Origin of the sequence: Frigidibacter sp. MR17.14, assembly GCF_037095735.1 — a bacterium.
Lineage (GTDB): Bacteria > Pseudomonadota > Alphaproteobacteria > Rhodobacterales > Rhodobacteraceae > Frigidibacter.
The window spans coordinates 40,212-55,567 of record NZ_JBAWKD010000016.1; the positions used below are offsets into that span (position 1 = coordinate 40,212).

General features: G+C 69.6%; 14 protein-coding genes and 2 pseudogenes. 5 read left to right on the forward strand and 11 right to left on the reverse strand.

Going from position 1 to position 15,356, the window contains the following annotated elements; genetic code table 11:
- Nucleotides 1–122: 122 nt before the first annotated feature.
- The 7 genes and pseudogenes from V8J36_RS22910 to V8J36_RS21095 all read right to left on the reverse strand — a co-directional run.
- Nucleotides 123–476 (reverse strand): annotated as a pseudogene (locus V8J36_RS22910) (copper resistance CopC family protein); the annotation flags it as partial.
- Nucleotides 473–928, reverse strand: a complete 456-nt coding sequence (locus V8J36_RS21070) for a YcnI family protein (RefSeq protein ID WP_336469291.1) — start codon at nucleotides 926–928, stop codon at nucleotides 473–475. The pseudogene V8J36_RS22910 and the gene V8J36_RS21070, both read right to left, overlap by 4 nt.
- Complete coding sequence (locus V8J36_RS21075; RefSeq protein WP_336469292.1) at nucleotides 925–1,725, reverse strand: ABC transporter ATP-binding protein; 801 nt, start codon at nucleotides 1,723–1,725, stop codon at nucleotides 925–927. Before V8J36_RS21075 ends, V8J36_RS21070 begins: the two co-directional genes overlap by 4 nt.
- Nucleotides 1,719–2,729: an ABC transporter permease gene (locus V8J36_RS21080; RefSeq protein WP_336469293.1), complete on the reverse strand. Its 1,011-nt coding sequence runs from the start codon at nucleotides 2,727–2,729 to the stop codon at nucleotides 1,719–1,721. The genes V8J36_RS21075 and V8J36_RS21080 overlap by 7 nt, the downstream gene beginning before the upstream one ends.
- 10 nt (nucleotides 2,730–2,739) lie before the next feature.
- On the reverse strand, nucleotides 2,740–3,786 hold the full coding sequence (locus V8J36_RS21085) for an ABC transporter substrate-binding protein (protein WP_336469294.1): 1,047 nt from the start codon (nucleotides 3,784–3,786) through the stop codon (nucleotides 2,740–2,742).
- A gap of 41 nt (nucleotides 3,787–3,827) precedes the next feature.
- Nucleotides 3,828–4,976, reverse strand: a complete 1,149-nt coding sequence (locus V8J36_RS21090) for an LLM class flavin-dependent oxidoreductase (RefSeq protein ID WP_336469295.1) — start codon at nucleotides 4,974–4,976, stop codon at nucleotides 3,828–3,830.
- A 34-nt stretch (nucleotides 4,977–5,010) separates the two neighbouring features.
- Nucleotides 5,011–6,165, reverse strand: coding sequence for an acyl-CoA dehydrogenase family protein (locus tag V8J36_RS21095; protein ID WP_336469296.1), 1,155 nt, complete (start codon nucleotides 6,163–6,165; stop codon nucleotides 5,011–5,013).
- Nucleotides 6,166–6,620: 455 nt separating this feature from the next.
- Here V8J36_RS21095 and V8J36_RS21100 point away from each other — a divergent pair, with 455 nt between their 5' ends.
- The gene (locus V8J36_RS21100; RefSeq protein WP_336469297.1) at nucleotides 6,621–6,806 is read left to right on the forward strand and encodes a hypothetical protein; all 186 of its coding nucleotides are present in this window, start codon (nucleotides 6,621–6,623) and stop codon (nucleotides 6,804–6,806) included.
- Between the two features lie 370 nt (nucleotides 6,807–7,176).
- Here the strand turns inward: V8J36_RS21100 and V8J36_RS21105 are convergent, their stop codons facing one another.
- The 3 genes from V8J36_RS21105 to V8J36_RS21115 form a co-directional block, all read right to left on the reverse strand.
- Nucleotides 7,177–8,046, reverse strand: coding sequence for a VOC family protein (locus V8J36_RS21105; protein ID WP_336469298.1), 870 nt, complete (start codon nucleotides 8,044–8,046; stop codon nucleotides 7,177–7,179).
- 61 nt (nucleotides 8,047–8,107) lie between these two features.
- Nucleotides 8,108–8,572, reverse strand: a complete 465-nt coding sequence (locus V8J36_RS21110; RefSeq protein ID WP_336469299.1) for a DoxX family protein — start codon at nucleotides 8,570–8,572, stop codon at nucleotides 8,108–8,110.
- A 98-nt stretch (nucleotides 8,573–8,670) separates the two neighbouring features.
- Entirely contained in the window at nucleotides 8,671–8,985 is a 315-nt protein-coding gene (locus tag V8J36_RS21115; RefSeq protein ID WP_336469300.1) for a hypothetical protein, read from the reverse strand.
- Nucleotides 8,986–9,439: 454 nt separating this feature from the next.
- On the opposite strand from V8J36_RS21115, the gene V8J36_RS21120 reads away from it, so the two are divergent.
- From V8J36_RS21120 to V8J36_RS21135, 4 genes are all read left to right on the forward strand, one after another.
- The gene (locus tag V8J36_RS21120) at nucleotides 9,440–10,612 is read left to right on the forward strand and encodes a DegT/DnrJ/EryC1/StrS family aminotransferase (RefSeq protein ID WP_336469301.1); all 1,173 of its coding nucleotides are present in this window, start codon (nucleotides 9,440–9,442) and stop codon (nucleotides 10,610–10,612) included.
- A gap of 72 nt (nucleotides 10,613–10,684) precedes the next feature.
- A complete protein-coding gene (locus V8J36_RS21125) occupies nucleotides 10,685–11,668 on the forward strand; it encodes a hypothetical protein (protein WP_336469302.1) in 984 nt (327 codons plus the stop codon).
- Nucleotides 11,669–11,670: 2 nt separating this feature from the next.
- A complete protein-coding gene (locus V8J36_RS21130; RefSeq protein ID WP_336469303.1) occupies nucleotides 11,671–12,390 on the forward strand; it encodes a class I SAM-dependent methyltransferase in 720 nt (239 codons plus the stop codon).
- Nucleotides 12,387–13,979, forward strand: coding sequence for a glycosyltransferase (locus tag V8J36_RS21135; protein ID WP_336469304.1), 1,593 nt, complete (start codon nucleotides 12,387–12,389; stop codon nucleotides 13,977–13,979). The genes V8J36_RS21130 and V8J36_RS21135 overlap by 4 nt, the downstream gene beginning before the upstream one ends.
- 257 nt (nucleotides 13,980–14,236) lie before the next feature.
- On the opposite strand, the pseudogene V8J36_RS21140 reads toward V8J36_RS21135, so the two are convergent.
- Nucleotides 14,237–15,352 (reverse strand): annotated as a pseudogene (locus V8J36_RS21140) (integrase core domain-containing protein); the annotation flags it as partial.
- Nucleotides 15,353–15,356 lie beyond the last annotated feature (4 nt).

Here is a 15,356-nt window from a genome sequence, read left to right on the forward strand (position 1 = left end):
CCGACCGCGAAGATGAGGCCCGCCAGCAGCACGGCCCGAGCGCCCCAGACCGCGATGCGGGTGACGCGCGGTGCCTCGGGGCCGGCGGCGTTCAGGGTGCTGGGCGCGCCGATGGAGAAGACCGAGGCGCCGGCCAGCGGATGCCCGTCGGCCGAGGTCACGCGCCAGGACAGCAGGTAGCTGCCCTGCGCGCTCAGCGGCGGCAGCGGATAGCTGACGGTCATCTCCGTCGATTGCGGCTCGGGCAGCAGGCGGGTGCGCCCGTCGGGTCCGGTCAGCCGCGCGACGAGTGGGCGCACCGGCTCGGCGAAGCGCAGGTCCAGCGTCGCGGGGCCGGTGTCCAGCACCTGCCCCTCGGCCGGGCGGCTTTCGATCAGCGCGGCATGGGCCAGCGCCTGGGCCGGAATCAGCAGTAGCAGAAGCGGCAGCAGCCGGGCGCCGATCCAGCCCGGCCAACCCGTTGCGAAGGCTGTCATTTCGCGGGCAGCACCGAAATGGTCGGCGCCGGGGTCTCGGCGGCTGGGTCGGCGTCGATCCACCTCAGGCTCGTTTGGCCGCAGTCCTGCACCACCGGCAGGGTGAGCGTGCCGGCGGCGCTGGTGCTCAGCGTCGCCGACAGCACGAAGCGCTGCCGGGTGCCGTCGGGCAATGGCCCGCCGGTCCAGCCCACCTCGCGCGGGCCTGCTGTCGCCTGCCAGCCCGCGATCGGCAGCGCCCGGGCCTCGGCGATGCCCTCGGGCAGCGCGACGCGCAGCCCGGTCGTCGCGGCACCGGCGCAGCCATGGCCGACCTCGAGCGCGATCTCGATCGTCGCGCCGGGCGTGGCGCCGCTGGTCTGGGCGTGGACATGGGCCATGGCGGGCAGGGGTGCCGAGGAAAGCAGTGCCAGGACGGGGAGTTTCGTCGCGATCTTCATGTTCTGCTTCACCAGCTTGCCTCAAGCCCCAAATGTCCCAGTGCCTCGCGCCGCAGCACGGCCAGCCGCGGGTCGCCGCGGTGGCGCGGATAGGGCAGCCCGACCTCGAGGTCGGCCACGATCCGCGCCGGGCGCGGGCCGAAGACCAGCACCCGCTCGGCCAGGAACAGCGCCTCTTCGACGTCATGCGTCACCAGGACCGCGGTCAGGCCGGTGTCCTGCCAGAGCCGCACCAGTTCGGCCTGCATCGCTAGTCGGGTGAGCGAGTCGAGCTTGCCCAGCGGCTCGTCCAGCAAGAGCAGGTTCGGCCGGTTCACCAGCGCCCGCGCAAGGGCCACCCGCTGCGCCATGCCGCCCGACAGCTGGTGCGGATAGGCCTTGTCGAAGCCCGACAGACCGACCTGCGCGATGGCGGCATCGACGCGGTGCCCCTCGCTGCGCAGGGTGCCCTGCGCCTCGAGCCCCAGCGCCACGTTGGCGCGCACCGTGCGCCAGGGAAACAGCGTGGGATCCTGGAACACGAGGATGCGCGAGGGATCGGGGTCGCCCACCTCCTGCCCGCCGACGCGGATCGCGCCGCCGGCCGGATGGTCGAGCCCGGCGATCAGGCGCAGAAGGGTGGACTTGCCGCAGCCCGAGGGGCCGAGAAGCGCCGTGAAGGACCCCGGCGCGACCGAGAAGGACACGTTGTCCAGCACCGGCAGCGGTTTTCCTTCGAGGTCGAAGCGGTGCGACACCGCCGCGATCTCGATGCTCTTGCCCGCGGGGGCAGGCGGCGGGGCGGGGATGCGGGACAGGGCGGTTACCATCTCACGACACCTTTCTGCCAGACAAGGACCCGGTCGCGGATGCGGAAGGTCAGGGTGATCAGGCCCGAGCAGATGGCGGCCATGACCAGAAGGGCTGCATACATGTTGGCATAGGCGGCCCAGCCCTGCGCCCATTGCAGATACCAGCCAAGGCCCGCCTCGACCCCCAGCATCTCGGCCACGACGAGCACCGCGAACGAGGTCGACAGGCCCATGAACAGGCCCACGAACACATGCGGCAGGGCGGCCGGGATCGCCACGCGGGTCACGAGGAACCAGGGCGAAGCGCCGAGGGTGCGGGCGATCTCGTAGTAATCACGGTTCACGGCGGCAACGCCCGACCAGGTCAGCACCGCGACCGGGAAGGCGGTCGAAAAGGCGATGAGGAACACGCTGGCCGAGCCCGAGGTCGGGAAGATGAAGAAGGCGAGCGGCAGCCAGGCGGTCGCAGGCAAGGGCCCGATGTAGCGCAGGAGCGGCAGGCCCCAGTAGCTGACGGTCTTCGACCAGCCCATCGCGATCCCGATGACGAAGCCCGCGATCGCGCCGAAGAAGAACCCCTTGGACAGGAGCCAGACCGAATGCCCGGCGCTGTCGAGGATCTTGACCCAGTCATACAGGAAGACTTCGGTCATCGCCTGCGGAGTGGGGAAGAAGGGTTGCGGCAGGATGCCGGTCTTGGCGGTGATCCAGGCCCAGAGCCCGGCCAGAAGGCCAAGCACCAGCACCCAGGGGCCGCGCTCTGCGGTCCAGCGACCGGCGCGGCCGAGCCGCGCGCCGCCAAGGCCCAGCACCGCGAAGACGGCCGCGACGGCAAGCCAGAGGCTCGCGGTTTCAGTCACCAGCGGCTGGAAGGTCAGGTCCGGGACGAAGCGCAGCAGCGCCGCGGCGCCCGCCCAGGCGAGGGCTGCCGCCAGCGTGACCGGCTGCAGCGAGAGGCGGCGCGCAGGGTCGCGGTCCCGTGCGCCGGTCCGCCCGGTCGAAAGCGTGTCGATCGAGGTCATCGCGGGTTCCTCACGCGGTCAGCACGTCGGCATAGACCCGTTCAGCATAGGCGGCCGGGTCGGTCGAGCGGCGGAAGACGTTGATGTCGCGCAGTTCCTGCGCATAGAGCGCGATCTCGGTCTTGAGGTCGGCGCCAGTGGGCGTGTGATCATGGGTCTGGTCGGCCAGCACCGCCACCAGATCCTCGATCGAGCGGTTGCGCGGCGCGTTCGGCAGGAAGGCCTTCGCGGCATCTTCCGGCCGGGCGACGGCCCAGTCCTGCGCCTCGAGCAGGGCGCGGGTCAGGGCGCGGGCGGTTTCGGGTTCGTCCCGCACCAGCGCGCCCGACAGGCCGACGATGCAGCAGACGCGGTTCTCGAACCCGTGGTCGAGGTTCGAGGCGATCTGGACGTATTTGCCGGGCGTGTCGTTCAGCCAGAAGAAGGCGCGCGGGTCGCCGTCGGCGATGGCCGCGATCTCGCCCCGTTCCAGCGCGATTTCCAGAACGTCGGTGGAATAGGCCTTCCAGGTGACGTCGGTTTCCGGGTTGATGCCGGCCTTGTGCAGAAGGATCGAGAAGAAGTTCTTGCCCGGCGCCGCAAGGTCCGTGACGCCAATGGCCTTGCCCTTCAGTGCCGCCAGATCGGTGATGCCGGTGCTGTTCAGCGTGACCAGCCGCGAGCAGCCACCATGGGTGCCGGCAGTGATCTTCACGTCGAAGCCCTGTTCCAGCGCCTTCAGCCAGCGCAGTGCCATGCCGACGCCGCCATCGGCCTTGCCGGTGGCGATCGCTTCCAGCAGCGCCTCGGTCGAGCCGCCGAAGTTCACGATCTCGACGTCGAGCCCGTGCCTGGCGAAGATCCCCTGCTCGACGGCAAGGAACGAGGGCGCAAGGCAGATCGACGAGGCGTTCGAGGCGAAGCGGATCTTGCGCAGCTCGGCCGGGGTTGCGGATTGCGCGCGGGCGACGGTGCCGACCGCGACGCCAAGGAATGGCGCGGCAAGGCCGAGGCCGGCGGCGGTGGCGAGGAAGCCGCGACGGGACGATCCGCCGGGGCGGGTGGGAGACTGGGTCATGATGAACCTGTTACAGAGGGGACGGGGTCAGGAAGCCGGGGTCATTCGGCGGCATGGGTCGCGGGGAGGCGGCCCTCTTCGGCCGCGACCGCCGCCCGCAGGCGCGGGATCAACTCGCGCCCGTAGTCGATCGCGTCGGGCAGCGGATCGAAGCCGCGGATCAGGAAGGTCGAGACGCCGAGCCGCCAGTAATCGAGCAGCGCATCGACCACCTGATCCGGCGTGCCGACCAGCGCGGTCGAATTGCCCGCCGCGCCCGTAAGCTTGGCGATCCCGGTCCACAGCCGCTTGTCGAGCCGCTCGCCCTGCGCCGCCGCCGCCAGCAGCCGGCGCGAGCCTTCGTTGGCCGGGGCGTCGCGGTCGGTGTAGCTGCGCGGGATGCCGGTGGTGCCGCGGCCCTTCAGTTCGGTCGCGCGCGCAAGGATGCGGTCGGCCTTGGCCCAGGCCTCGTCCTCGGTCCGCCCGAGGATCGGGCGCAGCGACAGCGAGAAGCGCGGATCGCGGCCGTGGCGGGCGGCGGCGGCGCGGACGGCGGCGATGGTTTCGGCGACCTGGGCATAGGTCTCGCCCCAGAGCGCGTAGGTGTCGGCATGCTTGCCCGCCACCGCGATCGCGGCGGGGGATGAGCCGCCGAAGAACACCGGGATCCGCTCGGGCCCCTCGGGCTTCACGTCGGCGAAGGCGCCCTTCACCCGGTAGTAGTCGCCTTGATAGTCGAAGGGCTCGGTCGCGGACCATTCGGCGCGCAGGATGTCAAGATATTCGCTGGTGCGGGCGTAACGCTCGTCCTTGGTCAGGAAGTCGCCGTCCTGCGCCAGCTCGCGGTCGTTGCCGCCGGTGATGATGTGCACCGAGGTGCGCCCGTCGGTCAGGTGGTCGAGCGTGGCGAGCTGGCGGGCGGCGATGGTGGGGGCGGTGAAACCCGGGCGGTGGGCGAGCATCAGCTTCAGCCGCCGGGTGACGCTGGCCACGTATTGGCCAACGAACAGGCTGTCAGGCGAGACGGAATGGAAGGCCAGCAGCACCCGGTCGAAGCCGCCATGCTCATGCGCGGTGGCGAGCGCGCGGATGTATTCGCGGTCGATGATGGGGCCCTGACGCGGGATCGTCTCGGAGGCGTTGTGGTTGCCGATCATGCCGATGACTTCGAGATGGCGGCCGGTGCTGTCGTGGCGGTAGTGGTCGGTCATGGTCTGGTCCTTGCTGTCAGAGGCCGGGGGGCTGTCAGAGGCCGAGGGCACGGCGGCCGGCGGCGATCAGGGCGGTGTCTTCCTGCGGCGAGTGGATGCGCCCGCAGAGCACGTCGCGCAGGTGACGCTCGAGCGGGTTGTGACGGGCGATGGCGTGGTTGCCGGCCAGCCGGACCGCGCGTTCGACGGCGGCGATCGCGTTCTCGGTCGCGGTAAGCTTCAGAAGGCCGGTCTCGACGCCCGAGGGGCCGGTGCCGGCGTCGATCTCGGCCGCGGCGGACCGGATCAGGCGCAGGTTGGTGTGCAGCAGCGCCTCGATCGCGCCGAGCGCCTCTTGCGCGCGGGGCAGTTCGGCCAGCGAGTGGCCGAGGTTCGCGGGCACCCGGTCCTTCAGGAACCCGGCGATCCAGTCGCGCGCGGCCTCGGCGACGCCGGTGTAGAGCGCGGCGATCAGCAGGTTGCCCCAGCCCGCGGTTGCGTCGGCGGCCCCGGCCCAGTCGGCCGGGGGGCGAAGGTCGGCGGCATGGTCGAAGGGCAGGGGGACCGCCTCGAAGATGACGTCATGGCTGGACGAGCCGCGCAGGCCCAGCGTGTCCCAGCTGGGCTCGATCCGGATGCCGGGCGCGGTCATCGGAACCACGAACTGGCCGACGCGGGGCGCGGCCTCGTCGGTGCGGGCCCAGACGATCGCCCAGCCCAGAACCTCGCTGCCGGTCGAATAGATCTTGCGCCCCGACAGGCTCCACCCGGTCGCGGTGCGGCGTGCGGTGGTTGCGGGCAGGCCGCCGCGCAGCGGAGTGCCAAGGTCGCGCTCGACCCGCAGCGCATTGATCAGCTCGCCCCGGCGCGCGCCGGCGCCCAGCACGCGGTCGAGCAGCGCCTTCGGCCAGCGGCCCTTCGGCAGCTGCGCGAGGTTGACGTAATGCATCGCCACGACCAGCGCCGTCGAGGGGCAGCCCCGGCCGAGGTGGCGCAGCGTCTCGGCCGCCTGCCCAAGGCCCGCGCCGGCGCCGCCATGGGCGAGGGGCGCCGTCAGCCCCAGCAGTCCTGCCGCTTGCAGGTCGGCCAGATGCGCGCGCGGGAAGCGCCCGTCGCGGTCGGCCTGCTCGGCGCTGGCACGCCAGGCGTCGGCGAAGGCCTCGGGCAGGGCCCGGGCCTGCGGGGCGGGGAAGGGCTGGGCATGGAGCATCGTCTCTCGTCTCCTGATCCGAGGCTCGGGCCGGGGGGCGCGAAATCTCTACTGGACGAGTCGTATTATTTCCGACGGGCGCAGGGGGCGGGTTCCAAAGATCGCCTGCCGATGGCGAGATGGTTCCACATGGTCAGGCAAGGCGAGCAGGTCTTTGCTGCGGAATCGTTTTCCCCTGAGCCGTTCGGGGCGATCAGGGCTGCCAGTCGCGGGTCGGGGTGAAGGCGGCACCGAGGCGCGGCCCCTTGGACACGGGCAGGGGCATCCGCAGGGATCGCCCTGCGGGCCTCAGGTGCGGGCCAGCCGGTGGCGACGGGTCTGACGATGTACGGCAGAGCGAACGACCCCGAGCGCCCGTGCCACGGCAGAGACATTCATGCGGGGCGTAGCGGGCAGCCAGCGCAGGCGCTCGGCCCCGCGGCCGCGGGCGGCGCGGCGGGCTTCGGCAAGAGATCGTGCCGAGGGCCTTCGCGCCCGACCCCGCCGAGGAGTTCGGCCATGCCGACGGCGTGACAGAGGGCCAGGCGACGCTGGAAACCGCGACCGGCCGCGGCGTCGGCTGCAGCCGGATGACGGAGGGCCGGAGGACGCTGCTCACCACCCTGCTTGAGCCGAAGGGCATGGAGAGGTGCGCAAGCTGAAGCGCCCGATGGGCGCCGAGCATGGCCTCGACCCCCACCGGCAGAGCAGGAAGGAGGCGCGCTTGGCTGCTGTCGGTGCTCAGGATCGTGATCGACAGGCATTCCCAGCGCGGCGACCCATGCCGCAACCGTTACACGTCGCTCTGCCTGCACCACTTGGGCTGGTGTGACCACCTGTCCATCTCGCGTGCCCGCACAACCGACCGGTCTTTGCGCGGAAGGACAAGATCGACGACTGACTTCAGATGTACACGCAGGTCATGGAGCTGAACCGCTCTTCCTCGACACAGCGACATCGGCGAGCTACCTCCTGGGCGCGGTCTGGCCCCGTCACCGGAAAGCAACGCCACCTTGCGCTTGGGCACGGCCCTCACGCGACGCCGAGGCGGATCTCGCTGCCCCAGTCGTCGACCAGCACCTTCGGGGCGAAGCCCGCCGCCGCGGAGAGCGTCACGAAATCCAGTCCCGTCAGCTGCGGCGACCGCCGCGCGGCCCCGCGCGTCTGCCATTCGTTGACCGCGATGTGGTGATGGTATCCGGCGCTGGACAGGAAGACGGCCCCGGGACGCGCCCGCACGCTGTCGAGCCCGACCACATCCTGCCACCACCGCGCGGCACGGGTGGCGTCGCCGACCTTCATGTGCACATGGCCGATGGCGAGCCCCTCGGGCGCCCGGGCATAGGCGCCGTCATCGGGCGCGCTGGCAAGAAGCCCCCCGAAATCCAGCTGTTCGGTTCCCTTCTGGACCTGACCGCCGCTCCAGTCCCAGCTTGCCGCGGGGCGATCGGCATAGATCTCGACCCCGTTGCCCTCGGGATCGGTCAGGTAGATCGCCTCGCTCACAAGGTGGTCGGCCGCCCCGTCGACCTCGAAGCGCTCGGCCGCCGCCCGGCGGACCCAGCGGGCAAGGTCCGCCCGCGCGGGCATCAGGAAGGCGGTGTGGTAAAGCCCGGCCTCGCCGGGTGGCGCAAGGGCGAGGCGCGTGTCCTCGCGGATGCTCAGCAAGCGGCGCGTTGCCGTGCCAAGATGGATCGTCTGCCCGTCGCGGCCGGTCTCGCGCAGCCCGAGGATCCGGCGGTACCACGCCGCCAGCGGATCGGCCGCGCGGGCGCGCAGCCCGACGCTGGCGACATGGATCGGGGCCGACAGGGGCAGGCCCGTGCGCAGGGGGGCGGACAGCAGTTCGCGCGGGGTGAACGCCAGCGCCGCGCCGGCAGCCAGAAGGTTGCGTCGTTTCATGATATATCCTGAAGTCCTTGAGGACGGGGGCGGCGACGGTGCCGCCCCGCGCCGAAGCCGGTCAGAGTTCGCGGCCGAGCAGGCGGTCGAGCGACAGTCGCCCGCCGCCCCGCGCCACGAAATGCAGGGTGACCGCCGACCAGATCAGCGACAGCTCCGCGCCCGCGAAGCCTTCGCCCTTCAGGATCCAGTGGAAATAGACCGTGACCAGCAGGATCACGGTGGTCGCGGCGGCCGCGAAGCGGGTCAAAAGGCCCAGCATCAGCGCCAGTCCGCCGAAGAACTCGCCTGCCGCAAGGGCCGGCGACCACAGCCAGCCGGGATGGAAGCCGATGCTTTCCACCATGCCGATCGCGCGCATCGGGTCCTGGATCTTGGGCCAGCCGTGGGTGGCAAGGGCCGCGCCGGCGATGACGCGCAGCCAGGTCTCGGCCAGGGGTTGGAGCCGCTGGTAAAGCGGTGTCAGCGCCGGAAAGAGGGCGCGCGGGGACGGGGCCGCGGTGGCGGCGGTATCGATATGGGACATGTGCAGACTTCCTGTCGCGCAGGCGCAAGGCCTGCCGCGTGAGACGGGATGGCGCGGGGCACATGGTCGTAGTTCCCCGCAGCCGCGAGCGGTGGGGGTCAGGCGCGCGGGGGTCTCAGCGGAACGGAAGGGCGCGATCTTTCCTGCAGTCTCGGCACGCGCGCGCTCAGGTCGCTGTCCGAGAGGCGCAGAGGCAGGGGCTGCGCCCCCGCATCGGCCAACGTCAGATCGCAGACGCAGGACTTGGCCGGCGCGCGCGGGTCCGAGGCCCGGGCAAGTCCGGGGGCGACGCAGACGTCCGCGGCGGTGATCGCGCCGCTGCAGCTGCGTGTCTCTGCCAGCGCCGAGCGTCCCGTCGGGACGGTCCCGGCGAGCAACAGCAGGATCAGGGCAAGATGCAGCAGCAGGCGCATGGCGAGAGATCTGTCATGGGTCGGCAGGTCGGACAAGCGGCGTCGGATCGCTCGCGAAGACGTGACCGGGGCGCCTTCTTCGCGACATCGCGTCCGGCTGAACGTGAGGCACACGGGGGAAGAGGTCCGCAGTTTTCTGTCCCTCAAGCCCGCCGGCGCGCGGTCAGGCTGAAGAGGCGCAAGATCGTCTGTGGCCAAATCCTGTCCGGAAAGATGGTTCGCCTCGGCGCTTTCCCACCTAAAAGACATCAAGCATGCATGATTTCGCCGCACCGAAAGGTTTGTCTCTCTTCCGGCAGCACGGCTGCGACTTGCCGGCGCCTTGCAACGCCCTAGGCTTTCACCTTGATTACCCAGCGACGATCGCGCCCGAGTGGCGCAAGACATTCAGTCGAAAACATTGTGCACGGGGTTCTGGATTTTGAACGTTGTCACTGGTGGCTCTGCGGGTGCGATGAACGATCATCCCGCCGAGATCCTGCCCGCGAGGGTGCTGCATGTCGGTCGCCCGAACCTGGTTGGGCGCGATAGGTTTCTGGGCTATGTCGGGCAGATCCTCGACGATCTCAGGTTCACGAACCGCGGCCCGCTGGTGGACCTCTTTGAAAGACGCATTGCCGAACATCTCGGCGTGGCGCATTGCGTCGTCACCTCGAATGCGACGCTCGCGCTCAGCCTTGCGGCGCAGGCGATGGGGCTGACAGGCTCGGTCATCGTGCCGGCCTTCACCTTCGTCGCTTCGGCCCACACGATGCACGGCAACGGCTTGCGGGTGATCTTCGCGGATGTCGATCCGGACACCCACCATATCGATGTCGATCGGCTTGAGGCCTGCCTCGCGCCCGACACCTCGGCGGTGTTGGCGGTCAACCTCTGGGGCAACCCCTGCCGCATCCGTGAGTTGGAGGCATTCTGCGCGAAGCACGGCCTGAAGCTTCTGTTCGATTCCGCGCAGGCCTTCGGGTCGACCTACGAGGGCCGGCGGCTTGGCGGCTTCGGGGATGCCGAGGTGTTCAGCTTCCACGCGACGAAAGCCATCAACAGTTTCGAGGGCGGTGCGATCACGACCAACGACGCCGAACTTGCCGCGCGGCTGCGTCTGCTGATCAATTTCGGCTTCAGCGACGAGGATTGCGTCGACGACTGGGGCACCAACGCCAAGATGCCAGAGGTCTGCGCGGCGATGGGCCTGTCGTCGCTCGAGGGGCTGGAAACCGTCTTCTCGCACAACCGCCGCATCTTCGGGATCTATGCAGAGCTTCTGGAGGGCCTTCCCGGGCTGACGCTGCAGCCCTACGGCGCGGGTGAAGAGGCCGCGCATCATTACGTGGTGCTGCGCATCGACGACGCCCTTCCGGTCAGCCGCGACGCCTTGCTGGCGCGGCTGCGGGCGGCGCGGGTCATGGCGCGGCGCTATTTCCATCCGGGCTGCCATCGCAGCGAACCCTATCGGTCGATGCCGATCTACGAAGGGGTCAGCCTGCCGGTGACGGAAGACCTGTGCCAGCGGTTGCTGTGCCTGCCGACCGGCCTTGCCATCGAGCGCCCGGATGTCGCGGCCATCTGCGCCATCATCACCGCCGCCGCGCAACCCGGACCCGACGCGCCGTCGGCGAACGGGGTTTAGCACCGGATGTCGACCGGCGCGTGCCCGCCTGATCAGACCGGTTCCGGCGTCACCCTGTCGGGTCGCTGGGGTGTGGCCGAATGCGAACTCGTCCCCAACGACGACGACCGCCGCTGGGGACTGGCGCTCGAAGGCATGCAGACGGTTTTCGGCCACGGGATCGAGGCCGCGCGGGCCTTCTCTGCCTCTACCGGTGCCCGCACCTTTCTGTGCGTCCTTCGCGCCCCGGGCTTCCGCACGGTCTGCGCCCTGGCCGAACGCAGCTTCGGCGGGCGCGTGGATGTGTTCACGATGCCGGGCTTTTCCGGCTTCGCGACGCTTGGGACGCTGCCCGCGTTCGAGGAACTGTGGCAGCAGGCAGGGCAGGCCTTCGGCTGGGTCTGCGCCTACGTTCAGGAACATCCGTTGCTGACCAGCCCGTTCGGCGAGGCCGGGGCGACGCGGACGGGGCGGGTGGCCTATGTCCTCGACATCGCGCAGCCAGAGCCGGACCTGTTGGCGGGCATGTCGCAAAGCCGCCGCCGCCAGTTGAGGCGCCCGCTTGGCGACGGCTGGCAGCTTGCGCGCGCACCGCGGGTGCCGCTCGGGTTCCTTCGGCGCGAGGCGGACGGGTTCCTCGATGCCCGCGCGGCCGATCGCACCGCCTATCTGTCGCCCGAGGGCTGGGCGCACACGGCCGCGGCCGCCGACGTCTTCGCCATCGAGGCGACCTGCGGGGGCGTGACCGAGGCGGTCTCGCTCTTTGCCGGCAGCGGCGCGGTCGCGGATTACCTCTACAACATCTCGACGGAAGCGGGGCAGCCCTGCTCGGCCCGGCTGATCTGGGCGGGGATCGCCGAGCTTCGGGCCCGCGGCTGCCGCGCGCTGAACCTTGGCGGCGGGATCCGCCCCGACGATTCCATCGCGGAATTCAAGCGCCGCTTCGGCCCGGCCGAGATCCCCATCGTCACCCGTTGCACGATCTTCGACGCGCCGGCCTATGCCGCGCTCTGCGCGCAGGCGGGCACCCGCGCCGATGACGCGTTCTTTCCATCCTACCACCGCCGGAGGTCCTAGGGGTGTTCGTTCATACTGCCGACGTCTACGATGCCATGTACGGCTTCAAGGACTATGAAGGCGCCGCGGCCAAGCTGCGCGACACCATCCGCGCGCTCAATCCCGAGGCGAGCACCCTGTTGGACGTCGGCTGCGGGACGGGGCGGCATGCCGAGTTCCTCGCCCGCGATTTCGCCGTCGAGGGGCTCGACATCGACGCGGGTCTGATCGCGCAGGCGCGTGGCCGAAGCCCGGACATCCCGTTCCATGTCGGCGACATGACCGACTTCGCGCTTGACCGGCGCTTCGACGTGGTCACCTGCCTGTTCAGCGCGATCGCCTATGTCGAGACGCCCGAGCGCATGGCCCGCGCCATCGCCTGCATGTGCCGGCACCTGAACCCCGGCGGCCTCCTGCTTGTCGAGCCGTGGTTCTCGCCCGAGACCTACTGGGATGGCCATCTGACCGGCAATTTCCTGGACCGCCCCGATCTGAAGATCAGCTGGATCTACCTGAACGGGCGCGAGGGCGATGTCTCGGTGCTGGACATCCATTACACCGTCGGGACGCGCGAGGGCGTGCGCCAGTTCCGCGAGGTGCACCGGATGGGGCTTTTCACCGATGGTGAGTATCGCGCGGCTTTTGAGGCTGCGGGGCTGAGCAGTTCGCACGACCCCAAGGGCCTGTTCGACCGCGGCCTCTACCTCGGGCGGGCCGGGATGGCCGGGGGCGCCGCATCGTGACCGGCCAGACCCAGAGCGAGCCGCTCGTCTCGGTCGTCCTCCAGACCTACAACCACGAAGCCTACGTTGCCGGGGCGATCGACAGCGTCCTGATGCAGGAGGCCAGCTTCGGCATCGAGCTGATCGTGACCGAGGACCGTTCCACCGACGGCACCTGGGCGGTGGTCGAAAGCTACCTGTCGCGCGGCGACCCGAGGATCCGGGCCCTGCGCTCGGACACCAATCTGAACAGCGCAGAGGTGACGACCCGGGCGCTGCGCGCCGCGCGCGGCACCTTCATCGCCTATCTCGACGGCGACGACCACTGGACCGACCCGCGCAAGCTGGCGAAGCAGGTGGCCTATCTGCGCGACGACCCGTTCTGCTCGATGTGCTACCACGATGTCGTGGTGATCGACCACGACGCGCAGGTGATCCAGCCGTCGTTCCGCGCCACCCATCCCGCGCCGCCGATCGCCTCGCATCGCGAGATGATCCGCGAGAATTTCGTCGCGGGGCCTAGTCCGATGTACCGCGCCAGTGCGCTGCGCGCCCTGCCGGAGTGGTTCGACGCGCTCGAGTTCGGCGACTGGGCCCTGTATCTCTGCGCCGCGATGCATGGCCATCTTGGCTATCTGCCCGATCCGATGGCCGCCTATCGCGTGCATGCGGGCGGATACTGGTCGGGCAAGGCGCGCGACGACCAGTTCGCGCGGTTGCTGCGGTTCCATTCGCTGCTCGCCGAGAGGGGGCCCGAGGCCTGGCGCGCGGCGTTCCGCGCGACCTGCGCAGGGATCGAGGCGCAGCAGCGCGCCGCGGCGGCAGGGGCGCAAGTCCGCGGCGGTGCAGACGGCGATGTGGCCGAGCGCGAGCTGGACGTTTCAGAGCTTGCAGGCCGGCAAGACGATGGCACAGCCGCGATCGAGACCGGCAGCGCCAAGGTGGTGCGGGTCGGCATCCGTCTGGGGGATCGCAGGCTGGGCACGCTGGACCTTGTGCCCGAGAACGGTCGACTGTCGCAGGACGCCATCGCCCGGGCGTTCGCGGGGTCGTCGATGGGCTGGGAGGCGCTGCTGCTTCTGTTCGACCAAACGGTTATGTCGCAGGTCCTCTATTCCTCGGACGACAGCGGCTGGACGGCCTGGCGCAGCGGCGCGGCGCTTGCCGGCGGGCTGCCGGAAGCCCCCGCGGAGCGCCGTGCGGCGCTGTACGAAAAGGCCGGATGGTCGATCCTTTTGGCAGAGCTGATCGGCGCGGTGTCCGCCGGAGAGGTGCGGACAGTTGGCCTGATGACGGCGCAGGGCCTCACCCAGCAGGGAGAGATCCTTCACATCGACGTCGCCCAACCTTTCCCGCGGGTCCTGGCGCCGCTTCCATCCGTGCGCATCGCCCTTGCGCTCGGCGGTCAATCGCTGAACGAGGTCTCGCTCGAGCCCGTGGCGGGTGTGATTTCCGCGGAGCGTCTGCGCGACGAGGCGCACAAGATGGATTACGCGCTGGCCCGCGCCGCGATCCTAGAGGGCGTGGTCGGCTTCGCGGCAGGCGACCCGCGGCCGCTGCGGGATCGGCTGAAGATCGGCCGCAGGGAGCGCGACCGCGTGGAGGTCTGACAGGCGCGCGCGAAGAGATGCGGAATTTCGCCGGTCGGCAGTGGCGCGATCCATAGGGCGCAGGGGACGAGCGTTCGGGATGGATCAGCCTTGCGTTGGGTGTTCAGGGCCGGTGATGTCTGCCTGACGAGGGAGAACAGCGCGAACCGCACACGGTCAGGCCCGAGGGCACCGTAAGCGGCGCGGCGAAAGATCCACGGGCTTCTCCCCGCGCCGGCTCGATGCTCCCTGTGACCTGCCCCCCTTGGATCCCTTGATCATAAGGAAAGTCTGCCGCTTTTTGATTGGTAGTCGGCGGTTGGTTTCACTGCAAGCGCGCCGGGCGCGGAGCCGTCAGGGGGCAAAAGCGTCCGGTGTGCTTCGAAAGGCGTCAGGTTGCCAAGTGAGGAATGCGGCCTGATGGCGTTGCCGTCGTAGCGCGAGAAGGCGATCTTGCGGCGAGATCGAAGATCTCCTCGTTCAGGAGCCCGTCGCAGAGGCCGCTGTTGAAGCTTGCGATGAAGGCCTTCGCCATGGTCCTCGGACCAGTGGCGGACACATGGCTCGATGCCGCGGCTTTCCAAGGATTGATATAGTGCCAGACGACACCGTTCTGTCGGCCCACTGCAGGATGGCGCGGCTGGCAAACTCGGTGCCTTTATCGCCGACTATGCAGCTGGCCTTGCCATGAACCCGCACCAGCGTGTCCATCTCGCGTGCCCCCTCGCACCCGAGATGCTGGTGTCGGCAACCAGGCCCAGTTTCTCGCAGCAGCAGTCGTCGATCACCGGGAGAGTAAGGAGACTGCGCGATGCCCAGAAGGTGTCTGCCACGAAGTCCAGCGACCAGCTCTGGTTGCGCACGAAGCCCAAGGGCATGGGCATGCGTGTCCCACGGGCACGTTTGCGACCGCGCCTGCGCCGGCCCGACAGCCCTTCGTAACGGTAGAGCCGATACAGCTAGGGCTCGGACCGATGGCGCCGCGGTGCCTCGATCGGCAGCCGCTAGCGACGCACCGTCTTCGGATCGACACCGACCAGCCTGCGTGCCCGGCGGTACGAAATGACGTGATCCCGCATCGCCCTCAGAGCTGCGACCCACCGCACGCTCGTTCGCCATGGTCGCTCGGACCGGTGGCGCGCCATAGCTCACCGTCAGGGCTTTCGCAACAGATCCTCGAGCACGACCCTCGCCATTGTCTCTTGGATCGATGGCGTTCCAATGGCTGGATCCAGTGTGGCATCCGTCAGTAAGCGCTTCAGCTTGCCGTTCTCGTCCCAGAGCGCCCTCAGCCTCTGGGCATCGGACATCTCCATGCCCCCATAGTTGACCTACAGCTTGCAGAACGTCGTCGGGCTGACACCGTGCCGCTGAGAGACGTCCGCCGTCGCCATATCG

What these genes read in the sequence shown, in the direction of transcription:
- V8J36_RS21075 (WP_336469292.1), bottom strand. Translation starts at nt 1,725, where the DNA reads ATGGTAACCGCCCTGTCCCGCATCCCCGCCCCGCCGCCTGCCCCCGCG.
- V8J36_RS21080 (WP_336469293.1), bottom strand. Translation starts at nt 2,729, where the DNA reads ATGACCTCGATCGACACGCTTTCGACCGGGCGGACCGGCGCACGGGAC.
- V8J36_RS21085 (WP_336469294.1), bottom strand. Translation starts at nt 3,786, where the DNA reads ATGACCCAGTCTCCCACCCGCCCCGGCGGATCGTCCCGTCGCGGCTTC.
- V8J36_RS21090 (WP_336469295.1), bottom strand. Translation starts at nt 4,976, where the DNA reads ATGACCGACCACTACCGCCACGACAGCACCGGCCGCCATCTCGAAGTC.
- V8J36_RS21095 (WP_336469296.1), bottom strand. Translation starts at nt 6,165, where the DNA reads ATGCTCCATGCCCAGCCCTTCCCCGCCCCGCAGGCCCGGGCCCTGCCC.
- V8J36_RS21105 (WP_336469298.1), bottom strand. Translation starts at nt 8,046, where the DNA reads ATGAAACGACGCAACCTTCTGGCTGCCGGCGCGGCGCTGGCGTTCACC.
- V8J36_RS21110 (WP_336469299.1), bottom strand. Translation starts at nt 8,572, where the DNA reads ATGTCCCATATCGATACCGCCGCCACCGCGGCCCCGTCCCCGCGCGCC.
- V8J36_RS21115 (WP_336469300.1), bottom strand. Translation starts at nt 8,985, where the DNA reads ATGCGCCTGCTGCTGCATCTTGCCCTGATCCTGCTGTTGCTCGCCGGG.
- V8J36_RS21120 (WP_336469301.1), top strand. Translation starts at nt 9,440, where the DNA reads ATGAACGATCATCCCGCCGAGATCCTGCCCGCGAGGGTGCTGCATGTC.